Below are 17,023 nucleotides of genomic sequence, written 5' to 3' on the forward strand. Positions count from 1 at the left end.
GTCATCGCCGCCTCGAACTGCGGCGCCTGCTCGGGAGTGATCTTCAGGGTCTTCTGCCACTTGTTCAGCGCCTTCTTGGCCATCTCCTCGGGGGATTGCCCCTTGTGCTTTCCATAATCGCCCGCGACGACGTTCGGAGCGATGAGGGCAGTGGCAAGGACGAGCAGGACCAACGAAACCCAGCCCAAACGAACCAGCTTCATGGGGCACCTCCTGGAAGTTCTCACTGCAACCGAGCGGTCAGGCATGTAATGGCTCGTGGCGGGAGTCTACCCGGGTCGTAGGCAGCCGGCTACTCGAAGAGCGGGTTTCTACTTGACCCTTCGCGCAGCGGCTCCCATCCTGCGCGCCATGCTCAACTGGATTTGGGCTGCGTTCTTCCTCATCGCGTTTGCGGTCGCGGTGTGGCAGGCCGCGGTGGGCGGGAAGCCCGAGGTGATGCAGGCGGTCGTGGCGGCGCTCTTCGACTCGTCCAAGACCGCCTTCGAGATTGCCCTCGGATTGACCGGCGTGATGACCCTGTGGCTCGGGCTCATGAAGATCGCCGAGAAGGCCGGCATCACCGAGATGATCGCGGCCGCGGTGGGCCCGCTCTTCCGCCGCCTGTTCCCCGGCATCCCCCAAGGACATCCCGCGAGCGGCGCGATCGTGATGAACCGGTCCGCCAACATGCTTGGGCTCGACAACGCCGCCACACCGCTCGGCCTCAAGGCGATGAAGGAGCTGCAGAGCCTCAACCCCGAGCCCGAGCGCGCCACCAACGACATGGTCCTGTTCATGGTGATGAACGCGTCGTCGGTCACGCTCGTTCCGATATCGATCATGACCTTTCGCGCGCAGCTCGGCGCCGCGAATCCTGCCGACGTGTTCGTCCCGATCCTCATCGCCACGTACATTGCCGACATCTCCGGCCTCTTGCTCGTGGCTTCGATCCAGAAGCTGAACCTCTTCAACGGTGTGGTGCTCGCCTGGCTCGGAGCGCTCACGCTCGCGGTGGGCGGCCTCGTCTGGTACTTCGCGCAGCTCCCGCACGATGCCGTGGCGGTGCAGTCGGCCATCCTCGCCAACGCCATCCTCATCGGGCTCATCGCCTCGTTCCTGATCATGGGTGCGTGGCGCAAGCTGCCGATGTACGAGACGTTCATCGATGGCGCCAAGGAAGGCTTCACCGTCGCGGTCGGCATCATCCCTTACCTGGTCGCCATCCTCGTCGCCGTCGGTTGCCTGCGTGCGAGCGGCGTCCTCGAGGCCTTCCTGGGCGCCATCAAGACCGGCGCCGCCAATCTGAGCTGGGATACGCGCTGGGTGGACGCCATGCCCACCGCGCTCATCAAGCCGCTGTCCGGCGGCGGGGCGCGCGGCATGATGGTGGAGACGATGAAGACCCTGGGCGCGGACTCATTCGCCGGACGTCTCTCCTGCGTGATCCAGGGGAGCACCGAGACGACGTTCTACGTGCTGGCGGTGTACTTCGGCTCGGTGGGGGTGAAGAAGACCCGGCACGCGCTGCCCTGCGCGCTGGCCTCCGAGGTCTTCGGCGTGCTGGCGGCGATCGGGGTCACCTACCTGTTCTTCGGCGCGGTTCGCTGACCCCAGCTACCGATCAAGATTGAATTGGCAAGACCCGGCGCGTACCGTGCCGAGTCGTCGCCAGGGGCGTTCGAGCTCCCCTCTCGCACCTTGGCCGCGCAGGTCCCCCATGGTCCCGAGCGCGTTTCGAAGCCGTCTCGCGGGTTTCCTGGCTGTTCTTCTTCTCACGGTGTTCGGCGCCGTGGCGGCCGAAGCCATGAGTCGTGAAGCGCGGGCTGAAGCGCTCTATCGACGTGGGGTCGAGCGATTCACTCTAGCGTCGGCCGATTCCCAGCGCGCGGCCCTGGAGGATCTCGAGGAAGCCGCCCGACTGGCGCCTCGACGCAAGGACGTTTGGCTCGCTCTGGGAAAGGCATGCCTCGAGAGTGGCCGCACCGCACGAGGTCGCTCCTGTCTCTCGCGGCTGGTGCGTATGGGCGGCGATGATTTCGAGACCTGGTTCACGCTTGGAGAAGCGTGGAAAGGGGATTGGCTGCGGACGGTCGAGCGCGTGTCGCTCGACAAGGCGAGCCATTGCTACGATCGCGCCACTCGCGTCGCTCCCGATCGCGCGGAGGGCTGGACCGCGGCCGCGTCGATCGCGCTCCTCCGCGGGCAGGCCCGTGACGCGGCGCTGGCTGCGGGGCGCGCACGCCTCATCGACCTTGAAGGTCGCGAACCGGCCTTGGTCGCCGCCGCGGCCTTGTACCGGCTCGGGCTCGTGACCGAGGCGGACAGCGCATTCCGCTTCGTCCGCGCCCGGTTTTCCGATGGTTGGCTGGAATCCTTCCGGTGGGAGGGCACCGATCCGGATCTCACCACTTCCGAGAACGAGGCCGAGCTGGATGGGCTGACGCGCTGGGCGCTGGCGCGCTTCCTCTTTCGCGAAGGCGATCGGGTGCGATGGGACCAGCGTGCGGAGCTGTTCGTTCGTTACGGACCCCCGGCGCACATCGAGCTCGATCCGGTTTGGGCGGCGCTCGAGTTCGTCTATCCACGGCACGCGAAGATCATGTACGCGCCCGATCCGATTCCTTTCTCGTTCCACATGCAGGTCTGGCACTACCCGCAGCTCGGTATCAACGCGGTGCTCTGGGATCGGTCGTTGCGCTATTCCTACGATTTCCCCTACGCGAACGACCGAAGCATGGACCCCGTTCCCGACCTGGCGCTCGTGGACTCACGCGCCGATCTGATCGCCCTCGACGGTGGACGCGGGGTCTTTCGAGCACTTCCCCCCGGAGCGGAGCCGCTCTCGCTCAAGGCGATCGTGAATCGTTTCCCGACTAAAGACGCCATGAGCGTGGTGACTCATCTCTTTTCCCCCGGCACACCCGCCGAGTCGCTGTGGGGCTCATGGGCGGTCGCCGACGAGCACGGCCGAGTGGTCCATCGCGACTCCGGGCCACTGTCCGTCTCAGCCTGCGATCCGGCCGGAGAGCAGCTGATCGAGTTCGCGACCGTGCTCCCGCCGGGCGACTACCGAGTCGACGTCGCCGTCCGGAAGGGCTCGCGTGGTCGGGGAGTGGCTCATCTCGGGATCCGGGTGAACGGACCGCCCGGACCGCTGGTGATGAGCGACCTGGTGCTGGTCTGTGACGATGCGCTCACCTCCATAGGTGCCGCGGAAGTTCGCCTGAGCCCGAACGTCGAGAAGCACATCGACGATCCGCGCTCCGTCGCCTTCTACTACGAGCTCGAGGGCTTGGGTCTCGGAGAAGACGGGCAGGGTCGTTTCTCCTACACCTGCACGGTGCACCCGATCGAGCGGCTAGGTAAGGAAGCAACGATGGCGGCCGTCTACCAAGCCACACGCGAAGAGGAGAACGCCGGCACCCATCGGCGCCAGTTCGTCACCGTGCCCGTCTCGTCGCTCGGTCCCGGGTATTACGAAGCGAGGGTTCGGGTGAAGGATCTGGTCACGGGCGCCGAGACCGTCGCCGCAGCTCAGTTCTCGAAGGGGTATATCCCGGCCGCGGAGCGCGATCGATCTCGCCCGCCTGCCAACCGACTCAGTGTCTGGCGCTACGAGAGCGCTTCCTCGGCCACCGTTACGAGTGCGGAGGGACCAGCACTTATCCCATGAGAATTGGCTTGTCGCCCAGAGCCAGGGATGCCGGCGGCGCGGTCCGGCCCGCCATGGGAGCCGCGTCCGAGCTGAAGGAGGAGCACCGGGTCTGGCGTTCCGGGGGCGTTCTGTGCTCCACTTTTCGCCCCAGGCGATACCCGCGCCTGCACGCTCCCGGAAAGGACTCGAGGACATGCCCAGATTCGGATGCCTGCTGGCGGCGCTGATCCTGTTGGGGTCGGCCGGTGCCATGGCCGCTCCCAAGGAAAAGAACAAGCGCGGCGACGTGATCTGGGTCCATCCACGCTACGACAGCCTCAAGATCCAGAGCATCGCGTTCATGCCGGTCGCCGCGTACGACAACAACTTCCAGAACGAGAAGATCGTCGAGGGACAGCTGAGCGCCGCCTTGCGCGGGAGCGGCTACCGGTGGATCTCAGCGGCCACCACCAAGTCGATGCTCAGCTCGGCGATCGGCGACAGCGCGCTCGGCGTCATCGACCGTGGGATCCTGACTCACGGCCGCGTCGACTCGCTCGCCGCCAGGCGGCTTTGCCGCGCGCTTCGGGTGACGGCGCTGCTCTCGGCGCGCATCGATCTCTTCGAGCAGGTGGAGGTCGAGTGGAACCAGTCGGGCAAGCCATCGACCACCGTTCATGTGCGATCGGCCGTGGTGGATTCCAGCGGCCTTCTGCTGTGGACCGCCTCGGGCAGCGAGACGGCCGAAGGTCCATACCATGACGCGAACGCCGCGACGCTCGGCGTCAAGGGGTCGGGTCTCACCAACGAGCCCATCAAGGGGCAGAGTGGCGCGCCGAGCTTCCAGGACGTGACCACACGGCTGTTCACGCGCTGGGCGACACACTTCCCGGCATTCAAGCCGGCGGAAGCGGCGGCCCCCGAGTCGGCGCCCGCCAAGTGATCCGGTGCTGATTCGCGACGACCAGCAAGGCATGCGCGCCGCCCTGCGCGAAGCGCAGGCGTCCGCGGACGACGACGAGGTCCCGATCGGCTGTGTGATCGTCCACGAAGGGCTCATCGTGGGCCGTGGCCGCAATCAAATGGAGCGCCTCCAGGACGCCACCGCGCACGCCGAGATGGTCGCGATCGGCGCGGCCTCGAGCACGCTCGGCACCTGGCGGCTCAACGAGTGCACCATGTACGTGACGCTCGAGCCGTGCGCGATGTGCGCGGGGGCGATCATCCTGTCGCGGGTCGGCCGTCTGGTGTACGCCGCCATCGATCCCAAGGCAGGCGCATGCGGATCGGTGCTCGATGTCATCCACGAGCCGCGCCTCAACCATCGTGTCGAGATCGAAAGCGGCGTGCTGGCGGAAGAGTGCGGCGCTCTGCTGAAGGCGTTCTTTCAGCGCAAGCGCCGTGAGGCCGCCGAGCAGGCCGAGCCCGGACACGCGTAGCGTCATTCTCGCTCCATCCATCTCACCCGACCGGGAGGCCCGTATGCGCAAGACTCGCCACCTCGCACGAGCCGCATGGCTCGCCGCCGGTCTGCTCGCCGCAGCCGGCGCGCAAGGCGCGACTCGGCTCTCGACCGACGTGTTGCCGGTGTTCCAGCAGGTGCACCTGCGCACCCACCCCGACAGCGCCTCCTACTCCGGCCGGGTGAAGATGGACCTCCAAGTTCGCAAGCCGACCTCGACGGTCACGCTGCACGCCGACGGCCAGAGCCTCGAGCACATCGCCCTCATCCAGAAGGGCAAGCCGATCACGGTAAGACGCAGCAAGGGAGATGAAGGCGCGCTCACTCTCACGGCATCTCGCCCGCTCACCGCAGGCCCCGCGACGCTCGAGATCCGCTTCAGGAATCCCTACAACCGGAAGGCGGTGGGGCTCTATCAGGTGATGCGCGGAACCGACGGCTACCTTTTCACACAGTTCGAGGCGACCGACGCGCGCAAGGCGTTCCCCTGCTGGGATGAGCCGAGCTTCAAGTTCCCTTATCAGCTCACGATCGAGATTCCGGAAGGCCGGCACGCGATCACCAACACGCCGGTCGAGAAGGAGACGAGCGCCAAGGGCTGGAAGACGATCACCTTCCAGAAGACGCCGCCGATGCCGAGCTACCTGCTGGCCGTCGCGGCCGGCCGGCTGGAGTTCGTGGACGTTCCAGGCACCGGGATTCCGACGCGTGTGGTGACCGTGAAGGGGCAGAGTCATCTGGCCGGACTGGCGATCGAAGCCACTCCGCCGGTGCTCAAAGCGCTCGAGAAGTACTTCGACATGCCGTACCCGTACGCGAAGCTCGACTTGATCGGCGTACCGGAATACTGGTTCGGCGCGATGGAGAACCCGGGGGCGATCACCTTCACGGAGTCGGCGCTGCTCCTCGACCCGGCCTCGGCCAGCACGGAGGCGCGGCGAAGGCTCACTCGGTATCTCGCCCACGAGCTGGCGCACATGTGGTTCGGCGACTACGTCACGATGGCGTGGTGGGACGACCTGTGGCTCAACGAGTCCTTCGCGGACTGGATGGGGGACAAGATCTCCGAGGAGGTCGCGCCGCAATTCCAGCTCCAGCTCGGTGAGATCTCCACCGTTCAGGAGATCATGGAGACCGACGCGCGCCCGACCACCGATCCCATCCGCAACCGCGCCGCCAGCGGCAACGACGCGATGCGGGCAGTCGGCCTGGCCTATTACAAGGGCAAGGCCGTGCTCGGGATGTTCGAGCACTGGATCGGCCCCGAGGTGTTCCGGCAGGGCGTCCACGAGTACCTGCGCGCGCACGCCTGGAAGAACGCAGAGGCCTCTGATCTGTGGGCGGCGCTGGGCAAGGTTTCGGGCAAGGATGTGACGGCGGCAATGGCCGGCTACATCGATCAGCAGGGAGTGCCGTTGATCACGGTCGAGCCCGCGGAGCCTGGCCAGCTGAAGCTCACGCAGAAGCGATTTCTTCACCACGGCGTGAAAGCCGATCCGCTGCTCTGGAAGATTCCGGTGGCGCTGAAGTGGTCCGACGGCTCCGAAGTGCGCACGCAGCGCCTGGTGCTCGAGAGCGAGACGGCGACGCTCGCGCTCGAAGGTGACGGCAAGCCGGTGTGGGTGATGGCGAACGTCGATGGGCGCGGTTATTACCGGTGGACCGCGCCCCAGAGCATGATGCTCGCGCTCTCTCGCTCCGCGGTGACGGCGATGAATCCGGCCGAGAGAATCGCTTTCATCGGCAATGCGCTGGCGCTGCTCAAGGCGGGAGAGCTTCGCGGCGACGCCTATCTGCGCCTGCTGGCCGCGTTCTCCGACGATCCGGACCCGCTCGTTGCCTCCGCGGTGCTCGACGGTCTGTCGAGCGCCAAGGACGCCTTCATTCCCGATGGTCTGCGCGATGTATTCGCGGTCTACGTGCGCAGCACGCTGAAACCCATGGCCAAGCGCTTCGGTCTCGAGAAAAAGGCCGGCGAGCCGGAAGTGGTCTCGCTCATGCGTCCACGGCTCTTTGGCTGGCTGGGCGACGAAGGAAAGGACCCGGCCGCGCTCTCGCTGGCGGACCGCATCGCCACCGAGTACATGTCCGATCCGGCCAAGCCGGATCCGTCGCTGGTCGGCACCGCGCTCCAGCTGCGCGCCATGCACGGCGACCGCGCGCTATTCGATCGTTACCGCAAGGCTTTCGAAGAGGCCAAGACGCCCACGGCGCGCCAGCGGTACCTTTCCGCGCTGGGCGCGTTCCACGATCCGGCGCTGCAGGACGAAGCGCTGCGCTACGCGCTCGAAGGACCGGTCCGGGTCAACGAGATGCGCAACATCACCGGTTCCATCCGCGCGCAATCCGATCAGGCTCACGACCGGGCTTTCGCCTGGTTGCGCGAGCACTATGCTCAGGTGACGGCCAAGATCCCGGAGGAGTTCCAGGCATCACTGCCCTACTACGCCAACGGTTGCTCCGAGCAGCGGATCAGCATCGCCAGGCAGTTCTTCTCCGATCCGGCGCACAAGGTGCAAGGCACGGAGAAGGAGCTGTCCCAGGTCGTCGAGGAAGTCGGCGACTGCCTCGGCCTGCGCCAGCGCGAGGGCGCGGCGGTGGGCTCTTACCTGCGCGGCCTCGCCTCCGGCTCCGCACGCCAGGCCAGCACCGGCTCGCCGTGACCGGCCGGAGCGGTCCAGCCGGCTAGGCGCCTGCGATCTGGCGAACCGCCTTGAGCACGACATCCACCTCTTCCGGTGTGTTCACCAGGCTCGGCGCGAGTCGGGCGTAAGTCGGCTTGTAGGGCGTCGTGCTGGCAATGATCTTCCGCTCGAGCAGGCGCTTGACCGTGTCCTCGGGTGACACTCCGGCCACTTCGAAGCAGACCATGCCGGCCGACAGCGCCGGATCGCGCGGCGTGTGGAGGGTCACGTTCTTCATCGCCGCCAGTCCGGCCTTGCACTGATCGTTGAGATCACGAATCCGCTTCGCGACCCGAGCGCGACCGATCTTCTCGTGGAAACGAAACGCCGCGCTCATGGCCCACTGGTGCTCGTAGGCGTGGAAGCCGCCCGGCGTCATGTCGTAGGCCGTGGTCGGCCGCGGTGTCGTGTCCCCGTTCATCCACGCCATGAAAGCGCCCATGTCGGCGAAGGTCGGAATGGTCGGACGCAGCTTCGCCCATTGGCCGGCCTTGCCCCATACGATCCCGGTGCCGCGCGGAGCGAACATCCACTTGTGGGTGCCGGCGCAGAAGAAGTCGGCGCCCAGCTCGGCCACCGTCTCGTCGACCGCGCCGAGTCCATGCACGCCGTCGACCACCAGCAGGATCTGGTCTTTCTCGGAGCGATTGCGATTGGCTTCGCGCACCACGGCGGCGAGCGCCGGAATGGGGAGGCGCATCCCCGTGCTCGAGTGAACCCAGGTCAGTCCAACCACGCGGGTGTTCGGCCTGAACGCCGATCGCAACCGGCCCGTCATCTCGTCCGTCGTCGCGATCGAGGACTTCTCGAAGAGCGGCACCCGGCGCACCGTGGCCCCGGCCTTTGCGGCCGCGAGCCGGATCGACTCGTGATGGGAGTAGTGATCGTGGGTCGTCGTCAGGATCTCGTCGCTCGGCGAAAGAGGCAGCCCGTGGTAAACGAGTGCTAAGCCGGTCGTGGTGTTGCTCGTGATCGCCAGCTCGTCGCGCCTGGCGCCCAGATAACCGGCCATGTCGTCGCGGATCTTGTACTGGATGTTGTCCGCCTGCTGGAACATGCGGTGCTCGACCGTGAGGACAGGTTCGGCGTCCAGCACCCGGCGAAAATCCTCGATGGCGTCCCGCACCGGCTTCGGATGCGAGACGATGTAGAAGCTGGCGAAGTGGAGGTATTCCTTGGTCAGCGCGAACTGGGCGCGCACCGTGGACCACTGGGACAAGTCCGGCAGCGGCGCGGTCTGCTTCTCGAGGGCCGCGAGGAGACGCCCGGGGGTGAGAACAGCGGCGGTCGCGGCGGCGGCGGTGTTGATGAACTCACGGCGAGTGAGCATCGAGGGCCCTCCTTGGCGCCGCAGACTAGCACCTCGGAGGACGCGAGACGCTCCGGCGTTTCCGATCGATGGACAGGCGTCCTTGCGCAGCTCCAAATGCCGAGTCGGGCCCCTCTGTCGAAGGGCCCGACGGGCAGCCAGATGAATCCAAGCGGCTTTTTCGATTTACCTAGAATCGAACTCCGCCCGCGATCTGCACCTGGCTATCATCCGCGATCGTTCCCCGCAACTGCGCGAACGGGCGAACGTCGCCGTGCTTCTTACCGATGCCGGTCAGGACATTGAGTCCGACGTCGGTATCGTTGTCTCGACCGTCCCGGTCCACCACCATGAGCGCTGGTCCTCCGCCCACCCAGAAGGCCGGGCCCGACGTGTTCAGGTCGTAATGGAAGTCGCCATTCATGGCGAACTGATCCCGGCTGTCGCCGACCGTCAGATCGACATTGGGATTGAAGTACCAGTGTCGACTGGACCCGACCTGGGTGAGCAGACCGCCGCCAACAGCGACTCGATCGCCATCCGTGACACCGGCGCGGACGTCGCCGTCCACTCCAGCGCGCGCCATCTGGGGCGCGACGATCGAGATCAAGCCAAGCAGAGCGGCGGTGCCGATACCTGCAACGTAGCGACGCATGTTGTGGCTTCGCATGAGGGTCTCCTGCGGGGCGCCTTGGCGCTTGCCGCGGGGCCTATGGTTCGAGGCGGTGGAGCAGCTTCGCCCTCGGAGGGAACATCGGCCTCCTGCCTCGCGTGATCATTTGCTGCAGGGTGGAACTGCAGTCGATGTGCCACGTGGGGTCGAACGGCTCAACATGCTGAGATCATTCGGGCTACAGAGCCGTTCGCATCCGAACACGCTTGAAACCCGGTCCTGATGGCAGGTAGTTGGTACAACCGCTCAATTGCCAGGGAAGAGTCAAGAGCGGCGGCTGCATTGGCCGGGCACGCCGTCGATCGACGGCGTGAGCTTCAGGAGCCGACCGGGCGCTTCTTGAAGATGGCGGGGTTTCGCGCGAGGAAGAGACCAGCCTGCAGGCGGTCGGCGAGCCCCAGCTTCTCGAGGATGCGGCCGACGTGCTTCTTCACCGTCGGCTCGCTGATCTTGAGCGAGGTCGAGATCTCCTTGTTCGATTGACCTTCGGCGATCATCGCGGCCACTTCCAGCTCGCGCGTCGAGAGGTTGTCGGCGCCGCGATCCCGCTGGTCGGCGTTGATGAGCCCGTTGGTCGTGGTCGGGTCGTACCAGGCATGCCCTTCCATCACGGCACGCACCGCGCGGAACAGGTCTTCCGGATCGGCGCTGCGGCGCAGGGTGGCCATGGCGCCCTGCGTGACCGCGAGCTGAAGGCAATCGATGCCGATGATGCACGCCACCTTCGGGGCCGGAACGCCCAGGCGCCGTGAGGGAGGGTTGAGCACCAGGCAGTTGTCCGCCCCGCGCTCGGACAGTGCCACGATCCTGAGCTGCGGCAGCTCGGCGCGCAGCGCCGGTATGGCCGGCGTCTTGTCCTGGCCGAGGAGGTTGAGCGAGAGGATCAGGACGTCCGGCCGCAACGCCCGGCACTCCTGGATCGTCTCGTCCACCGTGGCCGCCTCACCCACGACTTCGAAATCCGGCTCGCCGTCGAGCAAGCCCACCAGTCCGCCGCGGTCGATCGCCTGGCTGTCCGCCACGATCAGGCGCGCGCGCTTCCGGTGGTTCGCCTCGCGACGAACGGCGCGGGGACGGCGCTTTGGCATGGGCCTTTGGTGGGGCATCCGGTTCGCTCACTCCGGTCGACGATCTGCGACTCCACGCATGCTCGCGACATGGTACCAAAGGTCCAGTCGCAAGTCTCCATGCGTCCCATAGTTAGCGCTGCCCGAAAAGCGCAGGTTGCGGGTGAGCCGCGGCTCGACGAGAGCGCGGAGCCGGGGGTGGGACCGATGAAGTCTCGGAGCCGAACGCCCAGGGAGCCCTTCAGAAAGCCGTTCCGTTACGGCGCGACATCGCGGCGCATCCTGATGGCGCTGTGCGGCGCGGCTTGCCTCACCGCGGTGGCCCGCGCGGCATCGATCGAGATCCCCGCGGCAAGGGACAACTCGATCTTCGAGGAAGGCGACCTGGCCAACGGCGCAGGAGACGCCCTCTTCGCGGGCCAAACCGGCTCCGGCTTTGCGCGAAGGGCTCTGATCTTCTTCGACGTGTCCGGTCGCCTTCCCGCCGGGGCTCGGATCGACAGCGTCGCCATCACTCTCCAGGTCACCAACGCCCCTGACCTCATGCCGCGCCGTTTCGCCCTCCACCGGCTCGGCGCCGCCTGGGGAGAGAGTGGCTCCATCGCCACCGGCGGCACGGGAGCGGCGGCCGACATGGGTGACGCCACGTGGCGGGATGCCCTCTATCCCGGCCAGCGCTGGTCGTCACCCGGCGGCGATTTCGATCCCATCGCCAGCTCGATGCGAACCGTGGAAGGCCTGGGCTCCTACACCTGGCGTGGCGTGGGTCTCATGGCCGACGTCTCGCGCTGGCTGGCCGACCCTGGCGCCAATCATGGATGGATCCTGTGTGGAGAAGAGACGGGCGCCCGCACCGCGCGGCGATTCGCGTCGCGCGAGGCGGGCGAGTCCTTCTCCCATCCCACGATGACGATTCACTACACACCCGCCGCCGTGACGCGCACCCAATCGTGGGGAAGCGTCAAGGCGGATTACCGATGAGGTGCAAGATGGAAACCCGCCTGTGGACTCCCGTCACTGCCCGCCCCCGGTGCACGCGACCGGGGCTCGCCGGGCCGATCCTGCTGGCGCTCCTGCTCGGTCTCTTCGTTCCGGTGTCGAACGCCGCGGTGGTCGACCTCAATCCTGTCATGGACAACATGATGGTTCAGGAGAACGTCGGCAACAGCAACGGGGCGGGGTCGTGGCTGATCGCCGGCAACAACAATCAAGGCGCGAGCGGGCAACCCCGTCGCGCGCTCATCCGTTTCGACCTCTCGGGCATTCCTTCGACGGCGGTCATCACCGCGGTCACGCTCACCATGACCAACGACCGCGGCAAGGCCGGAACCCAGGCGATCGCGCTCCACCGGGTGACCGCGGAATGGGGGGAAGGCACGTCGAATTCGAACAGCGACCCGGGCAAAGGCGCGCCCGCGACCCTCAATGACGCCACCTGGGCGCACCGCCTCTATCCTTCGCCGACGTGGACGACACCCGGTGGGGACTTCGTCGCCGTCGCCAGCGCCACGACTCCGGTCGGCAACTCGGCTGCGTACTCGTGGACATCGAGTCAGCTGGTGGCCGACGTTCAGCAGTGGGTGACGACGCCCTCCAGCAACTTCGGCTGGATCCTGATCGGCAACGAAACCGTCAAAGCGACGGCCCGCCGCTTTCACGGCAGGAGCGGCACGACGCCGCCCGTCCTGCGGGTGACCTACACCACCGGAACCGTGACCGGAGCGTGCTGCACCGGCAGCAGCTGTGAGGAGCTGACGCCGGCCCAGTGCGCCGCGGCCGCAGGCACCTATCACGGCGACGGGACCGTCTGCAGCCCCAATCCGTGCGTGACCCCGACCGGGGCCTGCTGCATGACCAACGGCACCTGCGCGGTCCACACCGCGGCGGGGTGTGCGACGGCCGGCGGGACCTACCAGGGCGACAACACCGCCTGCTCGCCCAATCCGTGTCCAGTGGTGCTCACGCCGTACCTGGATCCGCTGCCGATCCCCGCGCTGGCGACGCCGACCTCGGGAACGGCCGGAGGCGTGGCGTCCTACACGATGAGCGTGCGCGAGGTGAGCCAGCAGCTCCACAGCCAGCTTCCTCCGACGCGCGTGTGGGGCTACGGCTCGACGGCGACCGGGGCCACGTATCCGGGGCCGACGATCCTGGCCTCGACCGGAAACCCGGTCACGGTGACGTGGGTCAATGATCTGCGGGACGCCCAGGGGAATCTGCGCACCACGCACTACCTGCCCGTCGACCTGTGCATGAAGGGACCCGACATGGAGGGGCCCACCGCGCGAATCGTCACGCATCTGCACGGCGGTCACGTGCCGCCCGAGTCCGACGGCTATCCCGAGAACACGCTGCTTCCCGGACAACAGACCACCTACGTCTACCCGAACAATCAGCCGGCGGGGACGCTCTGGTACCACGACCACGCGATGGGCATCACGCGCCTCAACGTGATCATGGGCATGGCCGGCTACTACCTCTTGACCGACGCCACCGAGACGGCGCTCGGATTGCCGTCGGGTCAGTACGAGATGGGACTCGCCATCCAGGACCGGACCTTCAACAGCGACGGATCGTTCCGCTATCCGGCGGTCTGGGACGAGCACTTCTTCGGCGACAAGATCCTGGTCAACGGCAAGGTCTGGCCGTACTTGAACGTCAAGAAAGGCAAGTACCGCTTCCGGATGCTCAACGGCTCGACGTCGCGGGTCTACACGCTCAATCTGTCGAACGGCGCTCCCTTCTGGGTGATCGGCAACGAGCTCGGCCTGTTGCCCAAGCCGCTGCACCGGACCAGCATCACGATCACTCCCGGTGAGCGGCTGGATGTCGTGATCGACTTCCAGCCGTACACGAACGGCACCCAGATTCTGCTGCAGAACAGCGCGCCCGCTCCCTATCCGGGCACGCCGGGCGTGGGCGTCATCCCCGAGGTCATGAAGTTCGTGGTCGTGAACGGGGGCGGGACCCACACCGCTCCGCTGCCCGCGACGCTGCGCCCCTTCACGCCCATCCCCGAGTCCGAAGCCGCGCGCACGAGGACCCTCGAGCTCTTCAAGGTGCCGGACGAGTGCACGGGCCAGCGCTGGTCCATCAATGGCCTGCGCTTCGCCGACATCACGGAGTTCCCAGGACTCGGCACCGCGGAGATCTGGAGCTGGGTGAACCGGTCGGGATACATTCACCCGATGCACATGCACCTCGTGGCCTTCCACGTGCTGGACCGCCAGCCGTTCGTGATCGTGGACGGGGCGATCCAGACCACCGGCCCCCGCGTGGCGCCCGATTCGGCCGACGCGGGGTGGAAGGACACGACTCCCGTCCGGCCGCTCGAGATCGTGCGGGTGATCGCTCGCTTCGAGGACTACCTCGGCAAGTACCCCTATCACTGCCACATCCTCGAGCACGAAGAGCACGAGATGATGCGTCAGTTCCAGGTGGTGCAGCCGACCGGGGTGGGACCGGTGGCGACGGCGCCGGGAGTGGAGCTGCGCCAGAACTTCCCCAATCCAACCACCGGCGTGACGCGCTTCGCGTTCGAGATCCCGGCCGCGGCCCGGGTGAAGCTCGTGATCGAGGACGTCGCGGGGCGTCGGATCGCCACGCTCATCGACCAGAAGCTCACCGCCGGAGGCCACGAAGTGCTGTGGGACGGCCTGGTGGCGGGCAGGGAGGCCGCGGCAGGCGTCTACTTCTATCGTCTGGTCGTGGACGGCAAGCCTTCGACGGCTCGCCGGCTGGTGGTGAAGTGATGGCGATTGCGTTGCGGTTGCTGGCGGTTTCCGTGCTGCTGGCGTCGTGGCTCGCAACCACGGCGCCGGCGGCCGAGGTCGCCATCCCGAGCTCGCGGGACAACACGCTCTTCGAGGATGCGAACGGCTCGCTCAGCAACGGCGCCGGGCCCGTGCTGTATGCCGGCAACAACGGCCAGGGCCTGGCGCGCCGTGGTCTGATGCGGTTCGACGTGGCTTCCGCGCTGCCGAACGATGCCGTGATCGAGCAGGCGACGCTGGCGGTGCACGTCTCCAACGCGCCCAACGCCATCGCGCGCACCTTTGCGCTCCACCGTGTGCTCGAGGCATGGGGGGAGGGGGTCTCGTCCACCACCAGCGGCTCGGGAACTGCCGCGACGACCCATGACGCGACCTGGATCCACACGGATTGGCCCGATCAAGCGTGGTCGATCGCGGGCGGAACGTTCCTCCAGACCGAGAGCGCGACGTGCTCGGTGGCTGACATCGGCTTCTACACCTGGACCGATCCGCGCATGGCCGGCGACATTCGAGCCTGGCTCGACGATCCATCGACCAACCACGGCTGGCTGGTGCTGGGCGACGAAGTGACGCTCAATACGGCGCGCCGTTTCGATTCGCGCGAGAACGTGGTTCCCGAGACCCGGCCCGTGCTCGTGGTTCGATATCACCGCAGCGTCGGCGTCTCCGCACCATCGGTCGTGGAATTCTCCCTCGGCCGCGCCGCGCCCAACCCCGCGAGCCACCGGTCGGTGGTCGCGTTCTCGCTGCCGCGCGCCGCGGCCACCCGGCTCGAGGTCCGCGACGTGGCGGGCCGGGAGGTGGCGCGGCTGGTGGAGGGATTCCTGGCCGCCGGCCGCCATTCCGCGGTCTGGAACATGGCCTCTACGGCCTCCCTGGCGGCGGGCATCTATTACTTCCAGCTCACCGTGGACGGTCACACCGTCGCCACCACTCCCGTGGTGCGGCTGAAGTGAGCCAGGTCGGCGTCCGAAGCGCGATTACGCCGTTTCGGACGCCTGGGTGCCGGTATACCAAAGGACTATGCCCTCCCCTCCGAGCGACTCATAGAACGGGCGGCTTCACCGGGCGAAACTGCAGGTGAAGCAGAAAACGGAGGGTAGCCATGAAGATCCTGATCGCGCTGGACGCCTCGCCCCACTCGGAGCAGGCGCTGCAATTCGTCACCCGCATGCGGTGGCCGGCCGGGAGCCGGGTGATCGTGCTGAGCGTCCTGCAGCCGGTCGCTCATGCGGTCTCGATGCCCTATGACCCGACGCCCATCGACGTCGACGTGCTCGCCGAGCAGCGCCGGCAGCTGGAGGAGCTGGTTTCCGACGCCGAGAGCCGCCTGCGTGAGTGCGGCTTCTCGACCGAGGGAAGGGTGCTGAGCGGGGACCCCCGGGAAACGCTGGTCCAGGAAGCCCTCGCCACCCATGCCGATCTCATCGTCGCGGGTTCTCACGGCCGTACCGGTATCGCGAAGCTGATGATCGGCAGTGTATCCAGCCATCTCGTCACCCACGCTCCTTGCAGCGTACTGGTGGTCAAGACGGCTGCGGCGGCAGGGCCCTCCGGAACGACGAGGAGGGCATGAAGGCAGTCCGGCTGACCTTGCTGGCCGTTGCTGGCTTCACCGCGGCGATCGCGGCCGCGGATGCCCCGGTTGCGGTCACGCTGGGACCGAAGAGCACGCTGTAGCTCGAGGGCACGTCGACGATGCACGACAATGAGGTGTCGTTCTGATCGACCGGATCGAGCAAGCACCATGCTTCTCGACTTTCTTCGAGTGAGGAACGAGGCGGGCGCGAGCAATCGCGCCCGCTGCGTTTTGGCGGTGCTCACGATGGTTCTCCTTTCCGGCGCGGCGGAGTCCGGCGATGTCACGGTCGAGCTCGACGACTCCACCCGCGCCTGCGGAGTTCAAGGCAGTTTCATCGTCCCGGTCTCGGCCGTCGTCGCCTGGGTCGTCCTCACCGATTACGACCACATCGCCGGATTCGTGACCTCGATGGTCTCGAGCCGGGCCGAGCGCCGGAGCGACGGGTCCCTGCGGGTCCACCAGGTCGCGACGGGGAGCGTGATGGCGGGTGTCGTGCGTCGCCGGGTGCACGTGGAGCTCGATACTCGCGAAGAGCCGCCACGGCGCATCGCGTTCACGGACGTGCTGGGTAAGGACTTCTCCTCTTATGTCGGAGAGTGGCTGATCGTCCCGATGCCGGATACGGGGGCGGTCTACGTGACCTATCGGCTGACCGCCGAGCCTCATGGCGCGATCGCCCGTGCCTTCTGTCGCGGCGCCCTCCGCAAGACCACGCGCGAGCTGCTGGAGCAGGTGAGGGCGGAGATGCTTCGCCGCCGGGACGACAACTGACATTCGCCGCGTCGAAGCGGGTGCAACCCTCGCGCATCATGTTCCGTAGCGCACTGGCAGAAGCGGTACGCATTCCGAGGAGGCCC

The 17,023-nt window shown here is 66.9% G+C and carries 14 protein-coding genes; 10 read left to right on the forward strand and 4 right to left on the reverse strand.

All coding sequences use genetic code 11. The features are described 5' to 3' along the window. On the reverse strand, window positions 1–203 hold a 203-nt coding region (locus tag VFQ05_14765), incomplete at its 3' end, for a hypothetical protein (protein HET9328025.1). 112 nt (window positions 204–315) lie between these two features. Between VFQ05_14765 and VFQ05_14770 the strand changes: the two genes are divergently transcribed. From VFQ05_14770 to VFQ05_14790, 5 genes are all read left to right on the forward strand, one after another. After that, the gene (locus tag VFQ05_14770; protein ID HET9328026.1) at window positions 316–1,590 is read left to right on the forward strand and encodes a nucleoside recognition domain-containing protein; all 1,275 of its coding nucleotides are present in this window, start codon (window positions 316–318) and stop codon (window positions 1,588–1,590) included. Between the two features lie 109 nt (window positions 1,591–1,699). Next, window positions 1,700–3,655 carry a tetratricopeptide repeat protein gene (locus tag VFQ05_14775; GenBank protein HET9328027.1) on the forward strand — a complete coding sequence of 652 codons (1,956 nt, stop codon included), beginning with the start codon at window positions 1,700–1,702 and terminating at the stop codon, window positions 3,653–3,655. A gap of 175 nt (window positions 3,656–3,830) precedes the next feature. Further along, complete coding sequence (locus VFQ05_14780) at window positions 3,831–4,559, forward strand: hypothetical protein (GenBank protein ID HET9328028.1); 729 nt, start codon at window positions 3,831–3,833, stop codon at window positions 4,557–4,559. Between the two features lie 4 nt (window positions 4,560–4,563). Continuing rightward, the gene (gene tadA, locus VFQ05_14785) at window positions 4,564–5,055 is read left to right on the forward strand and encodes a tRNA adenosine(34) deaminase TadA (GenBank protein ID HET9328029.1); all 492 of its coding nucleotides are present in this window, start codon (window positions 4,564–4,566) and stop codon (window positions 5,053–5,055) included. A 43-nt stretch (window positions 5,056–5,098) separates the two neighbouring features. Further along, on the forward strand, window positions 5,099–7,741 hold the full coding sequence (locus VFQ05_14790; GenBank protein ID HET9328030.1) for a M1 family metallopeptidase: 2,643 nt from the start codon (window positions 5,099–5,101) through the stop codon (window positions 7,739–7,741). A 22-nt stretch (window positions 7,742–7,763) separates the two neighbouring features. On the opposite strand, the gene VFQ05_14795 is transcribed toward VFQ05_14790, so the two are convergent. From VFQ05_14795 to VFQ05_14805, 3 genes are all read right to left on the reverse strand, one after another. Next, the gene (locus tag VFQ05_14795; GenBank protein HET9328031.1) at window positions 7,764–9,092 is read right to left on the reverse strand and encodes an aminotransferase class V-fold PLP-dependent enzyme; all 1,329 of its coding nucleotides are present in this window, start codon (window positions 9,090–9,092) and stop codon (window positions 7,764–7,766) included. Between the two features lie 169 nt (window positions 9,093–9,261). Continuing rightward, window positions 9,262–9,741: a hypothetical protein gene (locus VFQ05_14800; GenBank protein ID HET9328032.1), complete on the reverse strand. Its 480-nt coding sequence runs from the start codon at window positions 9,739–9,741 to the stop codon at window positions 9,262–9,264. A 320-nt stretch (window positions 9,742–10,061) separates the two neighbouring features. After that, window positions 10,062–10,832 (reverse strand): response regulator transcription factor, encoded by a 771-nt coding sequence (locus VFQ05_14805; protein ID HET9328033.1) that lies wholly within the window; start codon window positions 10,830–10,832, stop codon window positions 10,062–10,064. Between the two features lie 186 nt (window positions 10,833–11,018). Here VFQ05_14805 and VFQ05_14810 point away from each other — a divergent pair, with 186 nt between their 5' ends. From VFQ05_14810 to VFQ05_14830, 5 genes are all read left to right on the forward strand, one after another. After that, on the forward strand, window positions 11,019–11,792 hold the full coding sequence (locus VFQ05_14810) for a DNRLRE domain-containing protein (GenBank protein ID HET9328034.1): 774 nt from the start codon (window positions 11,019–11,021) through the stop codon (window positions 11,790–11,792). Window positions 11,793–11,800: 8 nt separating this feature from the next. Continuing rightward, entirely contained in the window at window positions 11,801–14,563 is a 2,763-nt protein-coding gene (locus VFQ05_14815; GenBank protein ID HET9328035.1) for a multicopper oxidase domain-containing protein, read from the forward strand. Beyond that, window positions 14,563–15,540, forward strand: a complete 978-nt coding sequence (locus tag VFQ05_14820; protein HET9328036.1) for a DNRLRE domain-containing protein — start codon at window positions 14,563–14,565, stop codon at window positions 15,538–15,540. Before VFQ05_14815 ends, VFQ05_14820 begins: the two co-directional genes overlap by 1 nt. Before the next feature lie 149 nt (window positions 15,541–15,689). Beyond that, the gene (locus VFQ05_14825) at window positions 15,690–16,160 is read left to right on the forward strand and encodes a universal stress protein (GenBank protein HET9328037.1); all 471 of its coding nucleotides are present in this window, start codon (window positions 15,690–15,692) and stop codon (window positions 16,158–16,160) included. 249 nt (window positions 16,161–16,409) lie between these two features. Then, a complete protein-coding gene (locus VFQ05_14830) occupies window positions 16,410–16,937 on the forward strand; it encodes an SRPBCC family protein (GenBank protein HET9328038.1) in 528 nt (175 codons plus the stop codon). Window positions 16,938–17,023: the final 86 nt, after the last annotated feature.

Source organism: Candidatus Eisenbacteria bacterium (assembly GCA_035712145.1).
Lineage (GTDB): Bacteria > Eisenbacteria > RBG-16-71-46 > RBG-16-71-46 > RBG-16-71-46 > DASTBI01.